This window comes from Delftia sp. NA_296.1 (genome assembly GCF_052692095.1).
This window is the reverse complement of sequence record NZ_JBQZGF010000010.1, coordinates 89,108-103,564: the sequence shown is the minus strand read 5'-3', so window position 1 is coordinate 103,564 and position 14,457 is coordinate 89,108. Positions and strand designations below refer to the sequence as shown.

At 66.3% G+C, this 14,457-nt stretch carries 14 protein-coding genes and 1 tRNA gene; 11 read left to right on the top strand and 4 right to left on the bottom strand.

Annotation, left to right across the window (positions count from 1 at the left end):
* The first annotated feature begins 73 nt into the window (after positions 1-73).
* Positions 74-1,507, top strand: a complete 1,434-nt coding sequence (gene creD, locus ACUTR7_RS22915) for a cell envelope integrity protein CreD (protein WP_445609891.1) — start codon at positions 74-76, stop codon at positions 1,505-1,507.
* On the top strand, positions 1,504-1,746 hold the full coding sequence (locus ACUTR7_RS22910) for a hypothetical protein (protein WP_012207224.1): 243 nt from the start codon (positions 1,504-1,506) through the stop codon (positions 1,744-1,746). Before creD ends, ACUTR7_RS22910 begins: the two co-directional genes overlap by 4 nt.
* 21 nt (positions 1,747-1,767) lie before the next feature.
* Here the strand turns inward: ACUTR7_RS22910 and mutY are convergent, their stop codons facing one another.
* The 3 genes from mutY to mutM all read right to left on the bottom strand — a co-directional run bounded on the left by mutY (position 1,768) and on the right by mutM (position 6,007).
* Entirely contained in the window at positions 1,768-2,838 is a 1,071-nt protein-coding gene (gene mutY, locus ACUTR7_RS22905) for an A/G-specific adenine glycosylase (protein ID WP_445609890.1), read from the bottom strand.
* 4 nt (positions 2,839-2,842) lie between these two features.
* Entirely contained in the window at positions 2,843-4,840 is a 1,998-nt protein-coding gene (locus ACUTR7_RS22900) for a dynamin family protein (protein WP_013800863.1), read from the bottom strand.
* Positions 4,841-5,176: 336 nt separating this feature from the next.
* Positions 5,177-6,007 carry a bifunctional DNA-formamidopyrimidine glycosylase/DNA-(apurinic or apyrimidinic site) lyase gene (gene mutM, locus ACUTR7_RS22895; RefSeq protein WP_012207227.1) on the bottom strand — a complete coding sequence of 277 codons (831 nt, stop codon included), beginning with the start codon at positions 6,005-6,007 and terminating at the stop codon, positions 5,177-5,179.
* Positions 6,008-6,068: 61 nt separating this feature from the next.
* On the opposite strand from mutM, the gene ACUTR7_RS22890 reads away from it, so the two are divergent.
* The 7 genes from ACUTR7_RS22890 (at position 6,069) to pth (ending at position 11,998) form a co-directional block, all read left to right on the top strand.
* Positions 6,069-7,856: a tetratricopeptide repeat protein gene (locus ACUTR7_RS22890; RefSeq protein WP_170962004.1), complete on the top strand. Its 1,788-nt coding sequence runs from the start codon at positions 6,069-6,071 to the stop codon at positions 7,854-7,856.
* A complete protein-coding gene (locus tag ACUTR7_RS22885) occupies positions 7,853-8,401 on the top strand; it encodes an outer membrane lipoprotein LolB (protein ID WP_445609889.1) in 549 nt (182 codons plus the stop codon). The genes ACUTR7_RS22890 and ACUTR7_RS22885 overlap by 4 nt, the downstream gene beginning before the upstream one ends.
* A 70-nt stretch (positions 8,402-8,471) precedes the next feature.
* On the top strand, positions 8,472-9,335 hold the full coding sequence (ispE, locus tag ACUTR7_RS22880) for a 4-(cytidine 5'-diphospho)-2-C-methyl-D-erythritol kinase (RefSeq protein WP_445609888.1): 864 nt from the start codon (positions 8,472-8,474) through the stop codon (positions 9,333-9,335).
* 29 nt (positions 9,336-9,364) lie between these two features.
* Positions 9,365-9,441, top strand: a tRNA-Gln gene (locus tag ACUTR7_RS22875).
* A 44-nt stretch (positions 9,442-9,485) separates the two neighbouring features.
* Positions 9,486-10,445: a ribose-phosphate pyrophosphokinase gene (locus ACUTR7_RS22870; RefSeq protein WP_012207231.1), complete on the top strand. Its 960-nt coding sequence runs from the start codon at positions 9,486-9,488 to the stop codon at positions 10,443-10,445.
* Positions 10,446-10,618: 173 nt separating this feature from the next.
* Entirely contained in the window at positions 10,619-11,248 is a 630-nt protein-coding gene (locus ACUTR7_RS22865; RefSeq protein ID WP_013800859.1) for a 50S ribosomal protein L25/general stress protein Ctc, read from the top strand.
* A 126-nt stretch (positions 11,249-11,374) separates the two neighbouring features.
* Positions 11,375-11,998, top strand: a complete 624-nt coding sequence (gene pth / locus ACUTR7_RS22860; protein WP_013800858.1) for an aminoacyl-tRNA hydrolase — start codon at positions 11,375-11,377, stop codon at positions 11,996-11,998.
* A 4-nt stretch (positions 11,999-12,002) separates the two neighbouring features.
* Here the strand turns inward: pth and ACUTR7_RS22855 are convergent, their stop codons facing one another.
* Positions 12,003-12,266 (bottom strand): YfhL family 4Fe-4S dicluster ferredoxin, encoded by a 264-nt coding sequence (locus ACUTR7_RS22855; RefSeq protein WP_012207234.1) that lies wholly within the window; start codon positions 12,264-12,266, stop codon positions 12,003-12,005.
* Between the two features lie 308 nt (positions 12,267-12,574).
* On the opposite strand from ACUTR7_RS22855, the gene ACUTR7_RS22850 reads away from it, so the two are divergent.
* On the top strand, positions 12,575-13,537 hold the full coding sequence (locus ACUTR7_RS22850; protein ID WP_013800857.1) for an ABC transporter permease: 963 nt from the start codon (positions 12,575-12,577) through the stop codon (positions 13,535-13,537).
* Positions 13,534-14,457, top strand: a complete 924-nt coding sequence (locus ACUTR7_RS22845) for an ABC transporter permease (protein ID WP_445609887.1) — start codon at positions 13,534-13,536, stop codon at positions 14,455-14,457. The genes ACUTR7_RS22850 and ACUTR7_RS22845 overlap by 4 nt, the downstream gene beginning before the upstream one ends.

The window sequence follows — 14,457 nt, the reverse complement described above, 5'->3', positions numbered from 1 at the left end:
CGCTTCACACACTTCATTCCGGCCACACAGCCCCCGCCCAGACTGCGTCCACGATCAACGAACGGGATGTGGAATGAAGAACCGACTGCTTGCCAAAGGCGTGGCCCTGCTGGTCATGCTGGGCCTTTTGATGCTGGGCCTGGGCCTGATACACGACGTGGTGCGGGACCGCATACGCAACCGCGACAACGCCGTGCAGGGCGTGGTCGCCAGCCTGGCTGGCCGCCAGACGCTGATGGGCCCGGTGCTGGTGCAAAACTGCACCGAGACCACGGGCGTGGAAAAAGGCAGCAAGACCGAGTGGACCACGCGCCAGTTCCAGCGCATGCTGCTGCCCGACCAACTGCGCCACCAGGCCACGGCGCGCATGGAGGAGCGCTCGCGCGGCCTGCACCAGGTCAGCACCTATGCCATGCAGGACAGCATCAGCGCCAGCTTCACGAACGCCGCCCAGTACCTGGAAAAGCCCTCCATCGACACGGCGGCCAACCAGACCGTGCGCTGCGGCGCACTGCGGGTGGCGCTGTCGCTCACCGATCCGCGCGGCATACGCTCGGCCACCATCGAAGCCGATGGCAAGAGCCTGGACGTGGGCCCCGGCACATCACTGGAGCGCTACTCGCAGGGCCTGCAGGCGGAACTGGCGCCGGCCCTGCTCAAGAAGGACGGGCCCCTTGAACTGAAGATTGCCCTGGAACTGGTGGGCACCGAAAAGCTGGCCTTCGTGCCGCTGGGCAGCCACAGCCAGGTCCAGTTGTCGGCCGACTGGCCCCATCCCTCGTTCGGTGGCAGCTTTCTGCCCAACCGGCGGGAGATCAGCGACAAGGGCTTCGAAGCCAGTTGGAACCTCTCGGCCCTGGCCTCGTCCGCACGCCAGGCCTTCACCGACCAGCAGCCGCTGTGCCAGCCCGGCCGCCGCGACATGGAGGAATACGCGGGCACCGCCCATGCCCCCAACAGCGGCCCTTGCCTGGAATCGCTGGACACGGACTTCGTGGACCCCATCAACGCCTACTCGTTAAGCGACCGCGCCACCAAGTACGGCCTGCTCTTCGTGGTGCTGACCTTCGTGGCCGTCGGTCTGTTCGAGGTGCTCAAGCAGCTGCGCGTGCATCCCATCCAGTACCTGCTGGTGGGATCGGCGCTGTGCAGCTTCTTCCTGCTGCTGATCAGCCTGTCGGAGCACATGGGATTTGCCAGCGCCTACGGCATTGCCGCCTCGGCCTGCGTGCTGCTGCTGGCCTACTACGCCAGCCACATCCTGGGCAGCCTGCGCCGCGGCCTGCCGTTTGCGGCGGGCATCGCCGCACTCTACGGCCTGCTGTACGTGCTGCTGCAACTGGAGCAAAGCGCGCTCATCGTGGGATCGATCGCGCTGTTCGCGGTGCTGGCCCTGATCATGGTCTGCACGCGGCATGTGGACTGGTATGCCTTCGGCCGGCAGGATGGCGACCGCTGCGGTGAAGGTGCGGGCACCCCACCCACCGTGGGAGCGCTGCAGCCATGAGCACCATCACCGCCATCAGCGATATCCGCAGCCCGGACAATCAGGCGCTGGAGCGCCAGCGCTGCGAGCAGGCCTGGCAACAGGCCGTGCAAAGCGGGGACCGCCATGCCCTTGGCTCCCTGCGCCTGCACATTGCCGACGCCACCGCACGCGCCAGGCGCACGCCCGGCGCACGGGAACAATGGCTGGCCTGGATGCTGCTGCGCTGCGCCCTGCTGCTGCCGCGCCGCAGGTTCTAGCCAGCCGGGCCGGCCGTGGCCTCAGCCCGCAAATTGCGCATCCAGCAGCTTGCGCACGGGGGCTGGCAGGCCCATGTCGGCCCAGGCCCCGGCATCGGCCCAGCAGCCCTGGCCGTCCGGCGTGGCGGCATCGATGCCGCCGCCCTGCACGCGCAGGCGCACCGGATGCAGGTGCAGATCGCGGTGGGTGAGCACATGCAGGAAGGCGGGCAGATCGGTCCAGTCCAGGGGCTCCGTTCCTGGCCAATGCTGTGCCGCCGCCTGCTCCAGCGCCTCGCGCCCGGTGAACACGGGCGGCGCATAAAGCCCCGCCCAGATGCCCTGTTGAGGACGGCGCTCCAGCCAGACGCGGCCCTGCCCGTCCACGGCGATCAGCAGCCACCAGGCCTCGGAACTGCGCTTGAGCTTGCGCGTTCGCACGGGATAGTTTTCGGGATTGCCAAAGCGCGCTGCCCGGCACTGCGGCTGCAGCGGACAGACCAGACAGCTGGGCTTGCGCGGCGTGCAGATGGTGGCACCCAGGTCCATCAGGCCCTGGGTATAGCGGGGCATGGCCTGCTGCAGGTCCTCGGTGGGGCACAGCTGCTGGGCCAGGTCCCACAGTTCGCGCTCGTTCCTGGCAACAGCCAGATCCGCATCGAAAGCCAGCACGCGCGTGAGCACACGCCGCACGTTGGCATCGAGGATGGGCACACGCTCGGAAAAGCAAAAGGAGGCGATGGCGCCGGCCGTGGACCGGCCTATGCCCGGCAGCGTGGCCAGATCCTCGGCCCTGCCGGGAAAGGCACCACCCCAGTCCTCGACCACGGCCTGGGCACAGCGGTGCAGGTTGCGCGCGCGGCTGTAGTAGCCCAGGCCGCTCCACAGCGCCAGCACCGCGTCCTGCGGTGCGGCCGCCAGGCTGGCGACATCGGGGAAGGCATCGAGAAAGCGCTGGTAGTAGCCCAGCACGGTACTCACCTGGGTCTGCTGCAGCATGATTTCGGAGAGCCAGACGCGGTAGGGATCGCGCGTCTGCTGCCAGGGCAGGTGATTGCGTCCATGCGACGCCTGCCACTGCACGACGGGCGTGGCAATCGAGGGAAAGGTCAAGATATCAAGCAGTCAGTGAAGTTTCCTGTGCAGCCTTTGCCAGGCCGGGGAAGGCGGGCGTCGGGGACAGGGGTTGCAGCAGTTCCATGGTGGCCTGCCCCAGCTGCAGCTGCAAGGCCGTGAGCTGTTCGTCGGCGGTCTCGATCTCGGCAATGCGTTCCACCAGGCCCGAGGCCGCATTCTGTATGCGGTCCACCGCTTCGATGCGGCGGGCAAAGCTGCGCTTGCGCTCCTTCAATTGGGCATCGAGCTGGGCCGTGGCGGATTTGCTCCACATGTCCACGTCGTTGGCCGCAGACTCGAACACCGTGCGCAACCGCATCGCCAGCGCCTTGATCAGGCGCTGCGCAAACGCAGGATTGCTGCGCCTGAGCGCGTGGCCCAGGCCCAGGTACTGGGTATAGCTGGCCTCGATGCGCTGCAGGTCGCCGCCGAACTCGGCCAGTTCCAGCTGGGCCGGAGCCTGCAGCGAGAAGCCGAACTCGGCATTGAGTTCCTTGAAGGTCGCGCCCAGCATGGACTGGATCTCTCCGGCCTGCGCCTGGGCCCGGGTCGCCACGGTGCGCAGGCGCTCGAAGGTTTCGGCATAGACCTTGCGGGCGCCCAGCTTCAGGCCGCGCTGCTCCAGCGCATCCTTGAGATCGACCAGTTCCTGCTTGAGCGCGCTGGAGCCCAGCTGGCGGAAGATGTCACGCAGCATGCGCATGTGCACCAGCCGCACGGCCTGGATCCTGGCGGCGCTGGCATCGAAATCCTGCTGCTCGCTCTCGATGCGGTGGCGCATGGAGGCGATGACGCTGGCATTCTTGCCGCGCAGGCTGCGCAGCTCGGCCATCTGGTCGTCCAGGTCGCGGCGGCGGATGTTGAGCACGCGCTCCACCTCGACCTGCAACTGCTGCACATTGGCCCTGACGGCCGTCTGCAGCACCTTCTGGCGCTGGCCCATGATGCCCTCAGCCAGCATGTTCTCGAAAACGGGCAGTCCGCTGGCCTGCAGCAGCGCATCGTTGCTGGAGACCTTGGCCACCAGGCCCTTTTGCGCCGACACGGGCAGCACCCGCTCCATGGGCAGGCCCAGCATCTGTGCCGACTCCTGGCGCTGGCGCTGCAGTTGGGCCTGCACCTGCGACGCGGAACTCAGGCTGTCCCAGAGCGTGTCTATCTTGTTGAGCACCACGAGGCGGGAGTCGGCCAGCGCATGCTGGCCCGAAGCCACATCGGGCGGCAGCACATGGTCGCGCCAGATGGCCAGATCGGACTTGGTCACGCCGGTATCGGCCGCCAGAACGAAGACCACGGCATGGGCCTGGGGGATCAGGTTGACCGTCAGCTCGGGCTCGGCGCCCACGGCATTCAGGCCAGGCGTGTCCAGAATGACCAGACCCTGCTTGAGCAGGGGATGGGGCATGTTGATCAGCGCGTGGCGCCACATGGGCACCTCGACCAGGCCCTGCTCATCCACGAAGGGATTGCCGCCCTGGTCCTCGTCATGCCAGAAGCCCCAGGTCCGCGCCAGTTCCACGGAAACCTTGCGCACTTCGGCCACCTTGGCCAGCGTGTCGGCGATCTGCTGGGCATTGTTCACGTCGAGCGGCAGTTGCAGCCAGGCCTCGGGACGGGCGCGCCACTGGCCCAGGCTTTCCAGCGATTCGCGCGTATCGATGGGCAACAGGCGCAGGCTGGGCTGCAGTTCGGCTTCCCAGCCCAGCTCGGCGGGGCACATGGTCGTGCGCCCTGCGCTGGCCGGCATGAGGCGGCGGCCATAGTGGGCGAAGAAGACCGCATTGATCAGCTCGGACTTGCCGCGCGAGAACTCGGCCACGAAGGCCACCATGACCTTGTCGCCACGCACCTGGGCTTCCAGCCGCTGCAGCCGCTCCTGCACCGCGACATCCAGCAGCTCCTGGGACTGCAGCCATTCGCGCAGCGCATGCAATTGCTGCGCAAAGCCGCGGCGCCATGCGCCGTGCTGGTCGAATTGCTCGTTGAATGATGGTCCCACGTGTTTCCCCCGCCATTGCATCGCCAATGTCTGCCGATGCCTAGTGATCGCCTCGACATTGCGCCGCAAGCGTGATGCCTGTTCTCTTCAAAATATAGCACCGTCGCCCCGTTTTGCCTGCTGCGGCGCCCCAAGGCCGGCCCCTGGAGCGGGGGGATTAAGGACAAAATATCGTTTATTTACAAATGAAACAATATTTCACCATCAATCTGCGTTGGCTGGTGCCTGAAATTTGAAGAAACAGGCGTTTTCTGCAAATGCTTCGCGGGACCTGCTGCAATGCAGCCGCAACAGGCGTTACGAGACGTTGAGCATTCGCTCCGTTTTTTGAAGCGATCATCCCGCCTTCTGGCACCGCGCGCAGAAGTAGGTGCTGCGCTGCCCCTGGCGCAGCATTTGCACGGGTGAGCCGCAGTGCGTGCAGGGCAGGCCTTCGCGGCCATAGACCTTGGCCTGCAGCTGGAAGTGGCCGGCCATGCCGTCGGGCGCGGAGAAATCGCGCAGCGTCGTGCCGCCCTGCTCCACCGCCAGGGCCAGCACGCGGCGGATCTCCTCGAACAACCGGCGCACCTTGCGCGGCCCGACCTCGCAGGCCGGCTGCGTGGGCGCGATGCGCGCCATGAACAGCACCTCGGACGCATAGATATTGCCCACGCCCACGACCACGCTGCCGTTCAGCAGCAATTGCTTGATGGGCGTGCGGCTGGCCTTCAGGCCGGCCCGGAAGGTCTCGAACGAGAAACTGTCATCCAGCGGCTCCATCCCCAGATGGTCCAGCAGCCTGCGCGCCCAGGGATCGCTCTCGGCCGCCACATACATCACCGCACCAAAGCGCCGCGGATCGTGCAGCCGCAGCAGGCCCTTGCTGGTCTGCAGGTCGAAATGGTCATGCGTCCCTGCAGGTCCCAGGGGTGCTTCATGGGGGGCCACGAAACGCAGGCTGCCCGACATGCCCAGGTGCAGCATCAGCAGGCCCTCGCTCAGCTCCATCAGCAGATACTTGCCGCGCCGACGCACGCCGTGCACATCGCGCCCGGCCAGCAGCTCGGGGGCAATGCCCAACGGCCAGCGCAAGGGCTTGCCCAAGGCCACGGATTCAATGCGCGCTCCGGCGATCTGCGCGGCAAAAGCGCGCCGCGTGACTTCTACTTCTGGCAATTCAGGCATGCGATCCGGGTTGTGCTGTAGTTGTGCGAAATGTGGTCTGGGCTTCGATTATTATGGTTCGATGGATCATCGCCTTCGCCTTCAGGGACTTGCCGTGGCAGCAGCCCTGGCCATGGGTTCCGCCACTGCCTGGGCACTCCCGGGCAAGACCGCAGCCACCATCGAGACGGAATCCCCCGAACCACCCTCCTCCGCCGCCGCCTCTGCGGAGGACGATCGCGCCGCCCTCAACGCCGAGCTGTTCTACGAGATCCTGGTCGGAGAGATCGCCGCCAGCGAAGGTGCGCTGGGCGACGCCCAGGCCATGATGATGGAGGCCGCTCGCACCAGCGGCAGCGAGCAGCTGTACCGGCGTGGCACGGAACTGGCGCTGCAGTCGCGCTCCGGCGAGCGCGCACTGGCCAATGCCCGTGCCTGGCTCGACGCCTTTCCCCAGTCCCGCGACGCCAACCGCTTCGTGCTCCAGATCCTGGTGGCACTGAACCGCATCGCCGATACCGGCAGCTATCTCAAGCGCGAGATCGAGGCCACGCCTGCGCCCTCCAAGCCCGCCACCTACCTGGGCATCACCCAGCTCTACAACAACGCCAGCGACAAGGCCCTGGCCGCCGATGTGGTCGAGCAGGCCATGGCGGGCGAGACCGACAACCCCGCCAGTGGCCCCCTTGCCTGGGCCACCATCGGCCACATGCGCCTGGGCGCCGGGCAGAAGGCTGCCGCCATGCAGGCCGTGCAAAAGGCACAGGCACTGACACCCGATACCGGCCCCGTGGCCCTGCTGTCCATGGAGCTGCTGGAAGCCGGCATGCCCGAGGCGGAGCCCATCGTCAAACGCTACCTGGCCAAGAACCCTTCAGCCCAGATGCGCATGGCCTATGCCCGCGTGCTGCTGGGCCAGCAGCGCATGGACGAGGCCCGCCAGCAGTTGGTCTCCATCACCGTGGATTCCCCCGACTACGCCGAAGCCTGGGCCACCCTGGCCGCGCTGCAGCTGCAGTCCAACGACGTGGATGCAGCCCAGGCGTCCACCGAGCGCTTTGGCAAGCTCGTGCCGCAGATTCCCGCCGGTGTGGCGCGCAGTGCGGCCCAGTCCCAGTACTACCTGCTGCAGTCCCAGATTGCAGAAAAGCAAGGCAAGTTCGCCGAGGCCGACGCCCTGCTGCGCCGCATCGACGACGCGCCCAACCTGCTGAGCGTGCAGGCGCGCCGTGCCGCCCTGCTCGCGCGCCAGGGCAAGCTCAAGGAAGCCCGCGCCCTCATCGAGGCCGTGCCCGCCAGCGGCCCCAGCCAGCAGCGGCTCAAGCGCCTGGCCGAAGTGCAGCTGCTGCGCGATGCCAATCAGAATGCCCAGGCCTACGCGCTGCAGGCCGAGTTGCAAAAGCAGGACCCTGAAGACGCCGAGCTCGCCTATGACACCGCCCTGCTGGCGGAGCGCATTGGCAAGCATGACGAAATGGAACGGTTGCTGCGCGGCATCATCGCGCGCCAGCCCGATTTCCAGCACGCCTACAACGCGCTGGGCTACTCCTTCGCCGAACGCGGCATCCATCTGGATGAAGCCGAAAAGCTCGTCGGCAAGGCGCTGGAAATGTCGCCCGGCGACCCCTTCATCACCGACAGCCTTGCCTGGGTGAAATTCCGCCGGGGCGACCTGGACGAAGCCCTCAGGCTGCTCGAAAGCGCCTACGCATCACGCCCTGACGTGGAGATCGCCGCACACCTGGGCGAAGTGCTCTGGGCCAAGGGTGATCGCGAACGCGCGCAGAAGATCTGGCGCCAGGGCCTGGCCACCAGTCCTGACAACACGACCCTGCGCGAAACCCTGCGCCGCCTGGGCGTCTCGCTTTGAGCCACCGCGCCGTGCCCGGGTTGCCGCATCCCGCCCTTGCACGCCGGCAGCTGTGCGCCACGGCGGCCGCCGCCGCACTGCTGGCCCTGGCCGGCTGTGCCCTGCCACCCCGCCAGCTGCAGGCCGACGCAACCGCCCCCACCGCTGCAGGCCACTGGGCGGGCCGGCTGGCGCTGCAGGTGGAAGATGCGCAAAACCAATCCTTCAGCGCGGGCTTCGAGCTGCTGGGTACCCCCCGGCGCGGCGAGCTGCTGCTGTTCACGCCCCTGGGCTCGACACTGGCGCGTCTGCTCTGGGAGCCGGGTCAGGCAAGCCTGCAGCAAGGCGAGGAGCGCAAGACCTCGGACTCGCTGCCGGCACTGGTGCAAGAGCTGACGGGCAGCGATCTGCCCATTGCCGCCCTGTTCGACTGGCTGCAGGGCCGGGCCACCGCTGCCACAGGCTGGCAGGTCGACCTCTCCCGCATGGAGCAGGGCCGCCTGTCCGCCCGGCGCAATGACCCGCAGCCGCCGGCCGCGCTGCGCATCGTGCTCGACACGCCCTGATTTCCGCCAGGCGCGCCTGCTCCATCTCCAGCTGCCGCACCTGCCTCTTTTTCCTCATCCTCTCCAGCCCATGCGCTCGCTCCACGACGTGCCGGCTCCGGCCAAGCTCAACCTGTTCCTCCACATCACCGGCCGCCGCGCCGATGGCTATCACCTGCTGCAATCGGTCTTCATGCTGTTGGACTGGCATGACACGCTGCATTTCGACAGGCGTGGCGATGGCCAGATCAGCCGCGAGGACCTGTCGGGCATGGCACTTCCTGCCGACGATCTCATCGTGCGGGCCGCACGGGCCCTGCAGCAGGCCACCGGCTGCAGCGCGGGCGTGCACATCGGCGTGGAAAAGCGCCTGCCGGCGCAGGCGGGGATGGGCGGGGGTTCGTCGGATGCGGCATCGACCCTGATCGCACTGAACCGCCTGTGGCAGTTGAACCTGACGCGGCGCGAGCTGCAGCGCATTGCACTGGACCTGGGCGCCGATGTGCCCTTCTTTCTGTGCGGCAACTCCGCCTGGGTGGAAGGCATAGGCGAGCACATCACGCCGCTGGAACAGGCTCACGCCCTGCCGCCCCAGCGGTTCGTGGTGGTCAAGCCCGAGGCGGGGCTGGAGACCCTGTCCATCTTCCGCGACGCAACCCTCAAGCGCGATCATGCCCATGCTACAATCGAAGACTTTGCTGCAGATCACTATGGCTTTGGCCAAAACGACTTGCAGCCTGTCGCCGAAAGGCTGCAGCCTGAAGTGAAAAAAGCCATCGATTGGCTAAACTCACTAAAACTGCATGCTAGAATGACGGGCTCAGGAAGTGCAGTATTTGCACCACTGACGCAAACAATTGACTTAAAGGATGCCCCTGGCACCTGGAACGTCAGAGTTTGCAGCAATCTACACGCCCATCCTCTCAAGGATTGGCTGAAAGATGAAAGTTTATAGGCTGTCTGCCTGCGGCAGAAGGCCTGTGTAGGGGAGTCGCCAAGTTGGTAAAGGCACCGGATTTTGATTCCGGCATGCGAGGGTTCGAGTCCTTCCTCCCCTGCCAAACGTCTTTCGCGTCAAGGCAAACCCATCGTACTGGGGCGCTCAATGCATTCACATCATCCTGACATCATGGTCTTCACCGGCAATGCCAATCCTGGCATGGCCACTGAAATCGTTCAGCACCTCGGCACCACGCTGGGCGCAGCCGACGTGGGTCGCTTCTCCGATGGAGAAGTCGCCGTCGAGATCAAGCAGAACGTGCGTACGCGCGACGTCTTCGTCGTGCAATCCACCTGCGCACCGACCAACGACAACCTGATGGAACTGCTGGTCATGGTGGACGCGCTCAAGCGTGCATCGGCCGAGCGCATCTGCGCGGTGATTCCCTACTTCGGCTACGCCCGCCAGGACCGCCGCCCGCGCTCCACCCGCGTGCCGATCACGGCCAAGGTCGTGGCCAACATGCTGCAGGCCGTGGGCGTCGAGCGCGTCCTGACCATGGACCTGCACGCAGACCAGATCCAGGGCTTCTTCGACATCCCCGTGGACAACATCTATGCCACGCCGGTGCTGCTGGGCGATCTGCGCCAGAAGAACTACGAAGACCTGATCGTCGTCTCCCCTGACGTCGGCGGCGTGGTCCGCGCACGTGCGCTGGCCAAGCAGCTCGGCTGCGACCTGGCCATCATCGACAAGCGCCGCCCCAAGGCGAATGTCTCCGAAGTCATGCATGTCATCGGCGATATCGACGGCCGCAACTGCGTGATCATGGATGACATGATCGACACCGCCGGTACGCTGGTGAAGGCGGCCGAAGTGCTCAAGCAGCGCGGCGCCAAGAGTGTCTATGCCTACTGCACGCACCCGATCTTCTCGGGTCCGGCCATCGAGCGCATCGGCAACGGCAACGCCCTGGACGAGGTCGTGGTGACCAACACCATTCCCCTGAGCGCCGAGGCACAGGCCTGCGGCAAGATCCGCCAACTGTCCGTGGCACCCCTGATTGCCCAGACGATCCAGCGGATTTCCACCGGTGATTCGGTGCTGAGCCTGTTCTCTGAATAAAATATCGGCCCCTGTGGTCGGAACCCAGCAAACCTCCTTCGGGAGGTTTGCGCGTTCCGGAGTGGTTTCAGGACCACCCCGGGACACCGCAAGAGCAGCCTGGTCCGCATCGGACAGGCGTTCTTTTATCAACGGATGAGGCTGGTCGCGGTCCATCCATCTAGGAGTTAGTTATGCAATTCGTCGCTTTTGAGCGCGCCAAGCAAGGTACGGGTGCGAGCCGCCGTCTGCGCAATTCGGGCAAGGCCCCTGGCATCGTCTACGGCGGTGCTGCCGAAGCCCAACTGATCGAAATCGATCACAACGCCCTGTGGCACGCCCTGAAGAAGGAAGTGTTCCACTCCAGCATCCTGGACATGGAAGTCAACGGCCAGACCTCCAAGGTCGTGCTGCGCGACGTGCAATTCCACCCCTACAAGCAGCTCATCCTGCACGTGGACTTCCAGCGCGTTGACGACAAGACCAAGGTTCACCTGAAGGTGCCGCTGCACTTCGAAGGCATGGAACAGTCCCAGGCCGTCAAGGTCGAGAACTGCACGATCACTCCCCTGGTCCATGAACTGGACGTGGTGTGCATGCCCGCCCAACTGCCCGAGTTCATCACCGTGGACCTGAGCGGCCTGACCTCCAAGTCCACCCTGGGCCTGCAAGGCGTCAAGCTGCCCAACGGCGTGAAGGCCGTGGTGCGCGGTTCCAACAAGAACCCCGCCCTGATCTCCATCAAGCTGCCCGAAGTGGCTCCTGATGCATCGGCAGCTCCCGTGGCAGCCCCGGCCGCTCCGGCCAAGAAGGGCAAGAAGTAATTCTTGGCTTTCCCTTGCGGTGGCCCCGGCTGCCGCAAACCTGCAAAAGGCCCACCTCGCGTGGGCCTTTTGCATGGGGGAGCACCCTCACCCGCCTGCTGCGGCCGCCATGGAGATAATCGCCCGATGATCAAATTGTTTGTCGGCCTGGGCAACCCCGGGCCGGAGTATGAGGACACCCGCCACAACGCGGGCTTTTGGTGGATTGATGCGCTGGCGCGCGAACTCAAGGTCCATCTGGTGCCCGAGCGCAGCTACTTCGGCCTCATGGCCCGTGCCAGCGTGCGCGGCGAGAACGTCTGGCTGCTGCAGCCGCAGACCTTCATGAACCTGTCGGGCAAGTCGGTGGGCGCGCTGGCGCGCTTCTTCAAGATCCAGCCCGAGGAAGTCCTTGTGGTGCATGACGAACTGGACTTCGAGCCCGGCCAGGTCAAGCTCAAGCGCGGCGGCAGCCACGGCGGACACAACGGCCTGCGCGATATCCATGCCCAGCTGGGCTCGGCTGACTACTGGCGGCTGCGCATCGGCATAGGCCATCCAGGCCACAAGGCCGAAGTCGCCAACTGGGTGCTCAAGAAGCCCGCGCCCGACCAGCGCCAGCTGATCGAGGACAGCATCGCCCACTCCCTCAAGGCCTGGCCCGAACTGCAGGCCGGCAACATGGACAAGGCAACCTTGCTGATCCACACCACCAAGCCGCCGCGCCCCAAGCCCGCACGCCCGGCCACGGCCGAGAGCGACAAGGGCTGAACGTTCAGGAAGAAGCGGGAGCCTGGGACTGCAGACGCAGGTACTTCTGCATCAGCGTCTCGCGGTCTTCCACATGGGCGGGATTCACGGGAATGCAGGCCACCGGGCAGATCTGCACGCACTGGGGCTCATCGAAATGGCCCACGCACTCCGTGCACTTGCTGTGCTCGATCTCGTAGTACTCCTCGCCCATGGAGATCGCATCGTTCGGGCACTCGGGCTCGCAGACATCGCAGTTGATGCATTCGTCGGTGATCATCAAAGCCATGGCAGGTCCCTCGCAAGTGCCAGCCACGCTCCGGGCCGGGCGGGCCCATGCGCCCCGAAGGGGCCTTGCAGCAAGGTGGCATCAGTCATGCCGCCATTATCCTGTCCGCCACATAAGCATGGAGCCTGCACGGGCAAGCCCGGCGCCCTGCAATCGATGGCCGCGTCCCCGTCCATCGAGGCCCTGCCGCTTCAAAGGCCGCTATGCTGCGCGCATGGGCCATGCGCAGTACCATTCGGGCCCTTCCAAGAACAACCCACCCACTCCGCCGACGTGACCGCCACCCACCCTGCCGAGGCCGATTGCCCATGAGCATCTTTCTGCTCAAGCGCCTGCTGATGCTGGCAGCCACGCTGCTGGGCGCATCGGCCGTGGTTTTCGGCGTGCTGGAAGTGCTGCCCGGCAATGCCGCCCAGACGCTGATGGGCCCCGATGCCGCGCCCGAGGCGGTGCAGGCGCTGGCCGTGCAGCTGGGGCTGGACCAGCCGGCCTGGCAGCGCTACCTGCAGTGGCTGCAGGGACTGCTGCACGGCGACATGGGACTGAGCTACGCCTACAGCACGCCGGTCAGCGAGCTGGTGCTGGAGCGGCTGGCCGTCACCGTGCCGCTGGCCGTGATGGCCATGCTCATCACGACCGTGCTGGCACTGGCCGCCGGCATCTATGCCGCCTCGCGCCACAACCGCTGGGGCGACCTGGGCATCATGGGCCTGGCACAGGTCGGCATCGCCATCCCCAATTTCTGGTTTGCCATCCTGCTGATCCTGGTGTTCTCGGTGAAGCTGCAATGGTTTTCCGCCGGCGGCTTTCCCGGCTGGAGCGAGGCCGACGGCGGCGGCCCGCTGCAGGCACTGCAGGCGCTGCTGCTGCCGGCCATCTCGCTGGCCGTGGTGCAGGCGGCCATCCTGGCGCGCATCACGCGCTCGGCCGTGCTGGAGGTGCTGCGCGAGGACTTCGTGCGCACGGCCCGCGCCAAGGGACTGTCGCGCCGCGCCGTGCTCTGGGGCCATGTGCTGCGCAACGCCATGATTCCCGTGCTCACGGTCATGGGCCTGCAGTTCGCCCAGCTGCTGGCAGGCACCATCGTGGTGGAGAACGTGTTCTACCTGCCGGGCCTGGGCCGGCTGATCTTCCAGTCCATCGCCAACCGCGACCTGATCGTGGTGCGCAACTGCGTGCTGCTGCTGGCGGCCATGGTGGTGGTCATCAACTTCATCGTGGACGTGCTGTACGCGGCCATTGATCCGCGCATCGAGGCCAGCGACGTATGAGCCAGCCGCACAGCCCTCCTTCGCCCCCGCCCTCCGCCCCGCCACCGGGCCACCGGCCCACGCGGGCCGTCACCCTGGGCGCGCCCGCCGGAGCGGGCCGGCGCATGCTGGGCCACCGCAGCTTCCTGCTGGGAGCGGTGCTGACCGCACTGCTGCTTCTCACGGCCCTGCTGTCTTTCTGGTGGACGCCGGGCTCTGCCTACGACATGGACATGGACGCCAAGCTGGCTGCACCGGGCGCCCTGCACTGGCTGGGCACCGACGCCTATGGGCGGGACGTGGCCTCGCTGCTGTTCCTGGGCGCGCGCAGCTCCATCCTGGTCGGCGTCATTGCCGTGGGCATCGGGCTGTCGATGGGCGTGGCGCTGGGCCTGGTCGCGGCAGCCTGCAGGGGCTGGGTGGAAGAGGCCATCATGCGGCTGGCCGATTTCAGCTTTGCCTTTCCCGCGCTGCTGTCGGCCATCATGCTCACGGCCGTGTTCGGCGCGGGCATCGTCAACGCCATCATTGCCATCGGCATCTTCAACATCCCCACCTTCGCACGCATCACGCGAGCATCAGCCAAGGCCGTGTGGGCGCGCGAATACGTGCTGGCCGCACGCGCCTGCGGCCATGGCCGCGCCAGCATCACCTGGCGCCATGTGCTGCCCAACATCCTGCCGGTGCTGGTGGTGCAGGCCACCATCCAGTTCGCGCTGGCCATTCTGGCCGAGGCCGCCCTGTCCTATCTGGGCCTGGGCACGCAGCCGCCCCAGGCCTCCTGGGGCCGCATGCTCAGCGAGGCGCAGACCCTCATGTTCCAGGCACCGCTGCTGGCCGTGTGGCCGGGCCTGGCCATTGCGCTGTCGGTGCTCGGGCTCAATCTGCTGGGCGACGGGCTACGCGATCTGCTCGACCCGCGCCTGTCGCGCCAGCGCTGA

What these genes read in the sequence shown, in the direction of transcription:
- ACUTR7_RS22910 (WP_012207224.1), top strand. Translation starts at nt 1,504, where the DNA reads ATGAGCACCATCACCGCCATCAGCGATATCCGCAGCCCGGACAATCAG.
- ACUTR7_RS22850 (WP_013800857.1), top strand. Translation starts at nt 12,575, where the DNA reads ATGAGCATCTTTCTGCTCAAGCGCCTGCTGATGCTGGCAGCCACGCTG.
- ACUTR7_RS22890 (WP_170962004.1), top strand. Translation starts at nt 6,069, where the DNA reads ATGGATCATCGCCTTCGCCTTCAGGGACTTGCCGTGGCAGCAGCCCTG.
- creD (WP_445609891.1), top strand. Translation starts at nt 74, where the DNA reads ATGAAGAACCGACTGCTTGCCAAAGGCGTGGCCCTGCTGGTCATGCTG.
- mutM (WP_012207227.1), bottom strand. Translation starts at nt 6,007, where the DNA reads ATGCCTGAATTGCCAGAAGTAGAAGTCACGCGGCGCGCTTTTGCCGCG.
- ACUTR7_RS22870 (WP_012207231.1), top strand. Translation starts at nt 9,486, where the DNA reads ATGCATTCACATCATCCTGACATCATGGTCTTCACCGGCAATGCCAAT.
- pth (WP_013800858.1), top strand. Translation starts at nt 11,375, where the DNA reads ATGATCAAATTGTTTGTCGGCCTGGGCAACCCCGGGCCGGAGTATGAG.
- ACUTR7_RS22865 (WP_013800859.1), top strand. Translation starts at nt 10,619, where the DNA reads ATGCAATTCGTCGCTTTTGAGCGCGCCAAGCAAGGTACGGGTGCGAGC.
- ispE (WP_445609888.1), top strand. Translation starts at nt 8,472, where the DNA reads ATGCGCTCGCTCCACGACGTGCCGGCTCCGGCCAAGCTCAACCTGTTC.
- ACUTR7_RS22855 (WP_012207234.1), bottom strand. Translation starts at nt 12,266, where the DNA reads ATGGCTTTGATGATCACCGACGAATGCATCAACTGCGATGTCTGCGAG.
- ACUTR7_RS22845 (WP_445609887.1), top strand. Translation starts at nt 13,534, where the DNA reads ATGAGCCAGCCGCACAGCCCTCCTTCGCCCCCGCCCTCCGCCCCGCCA.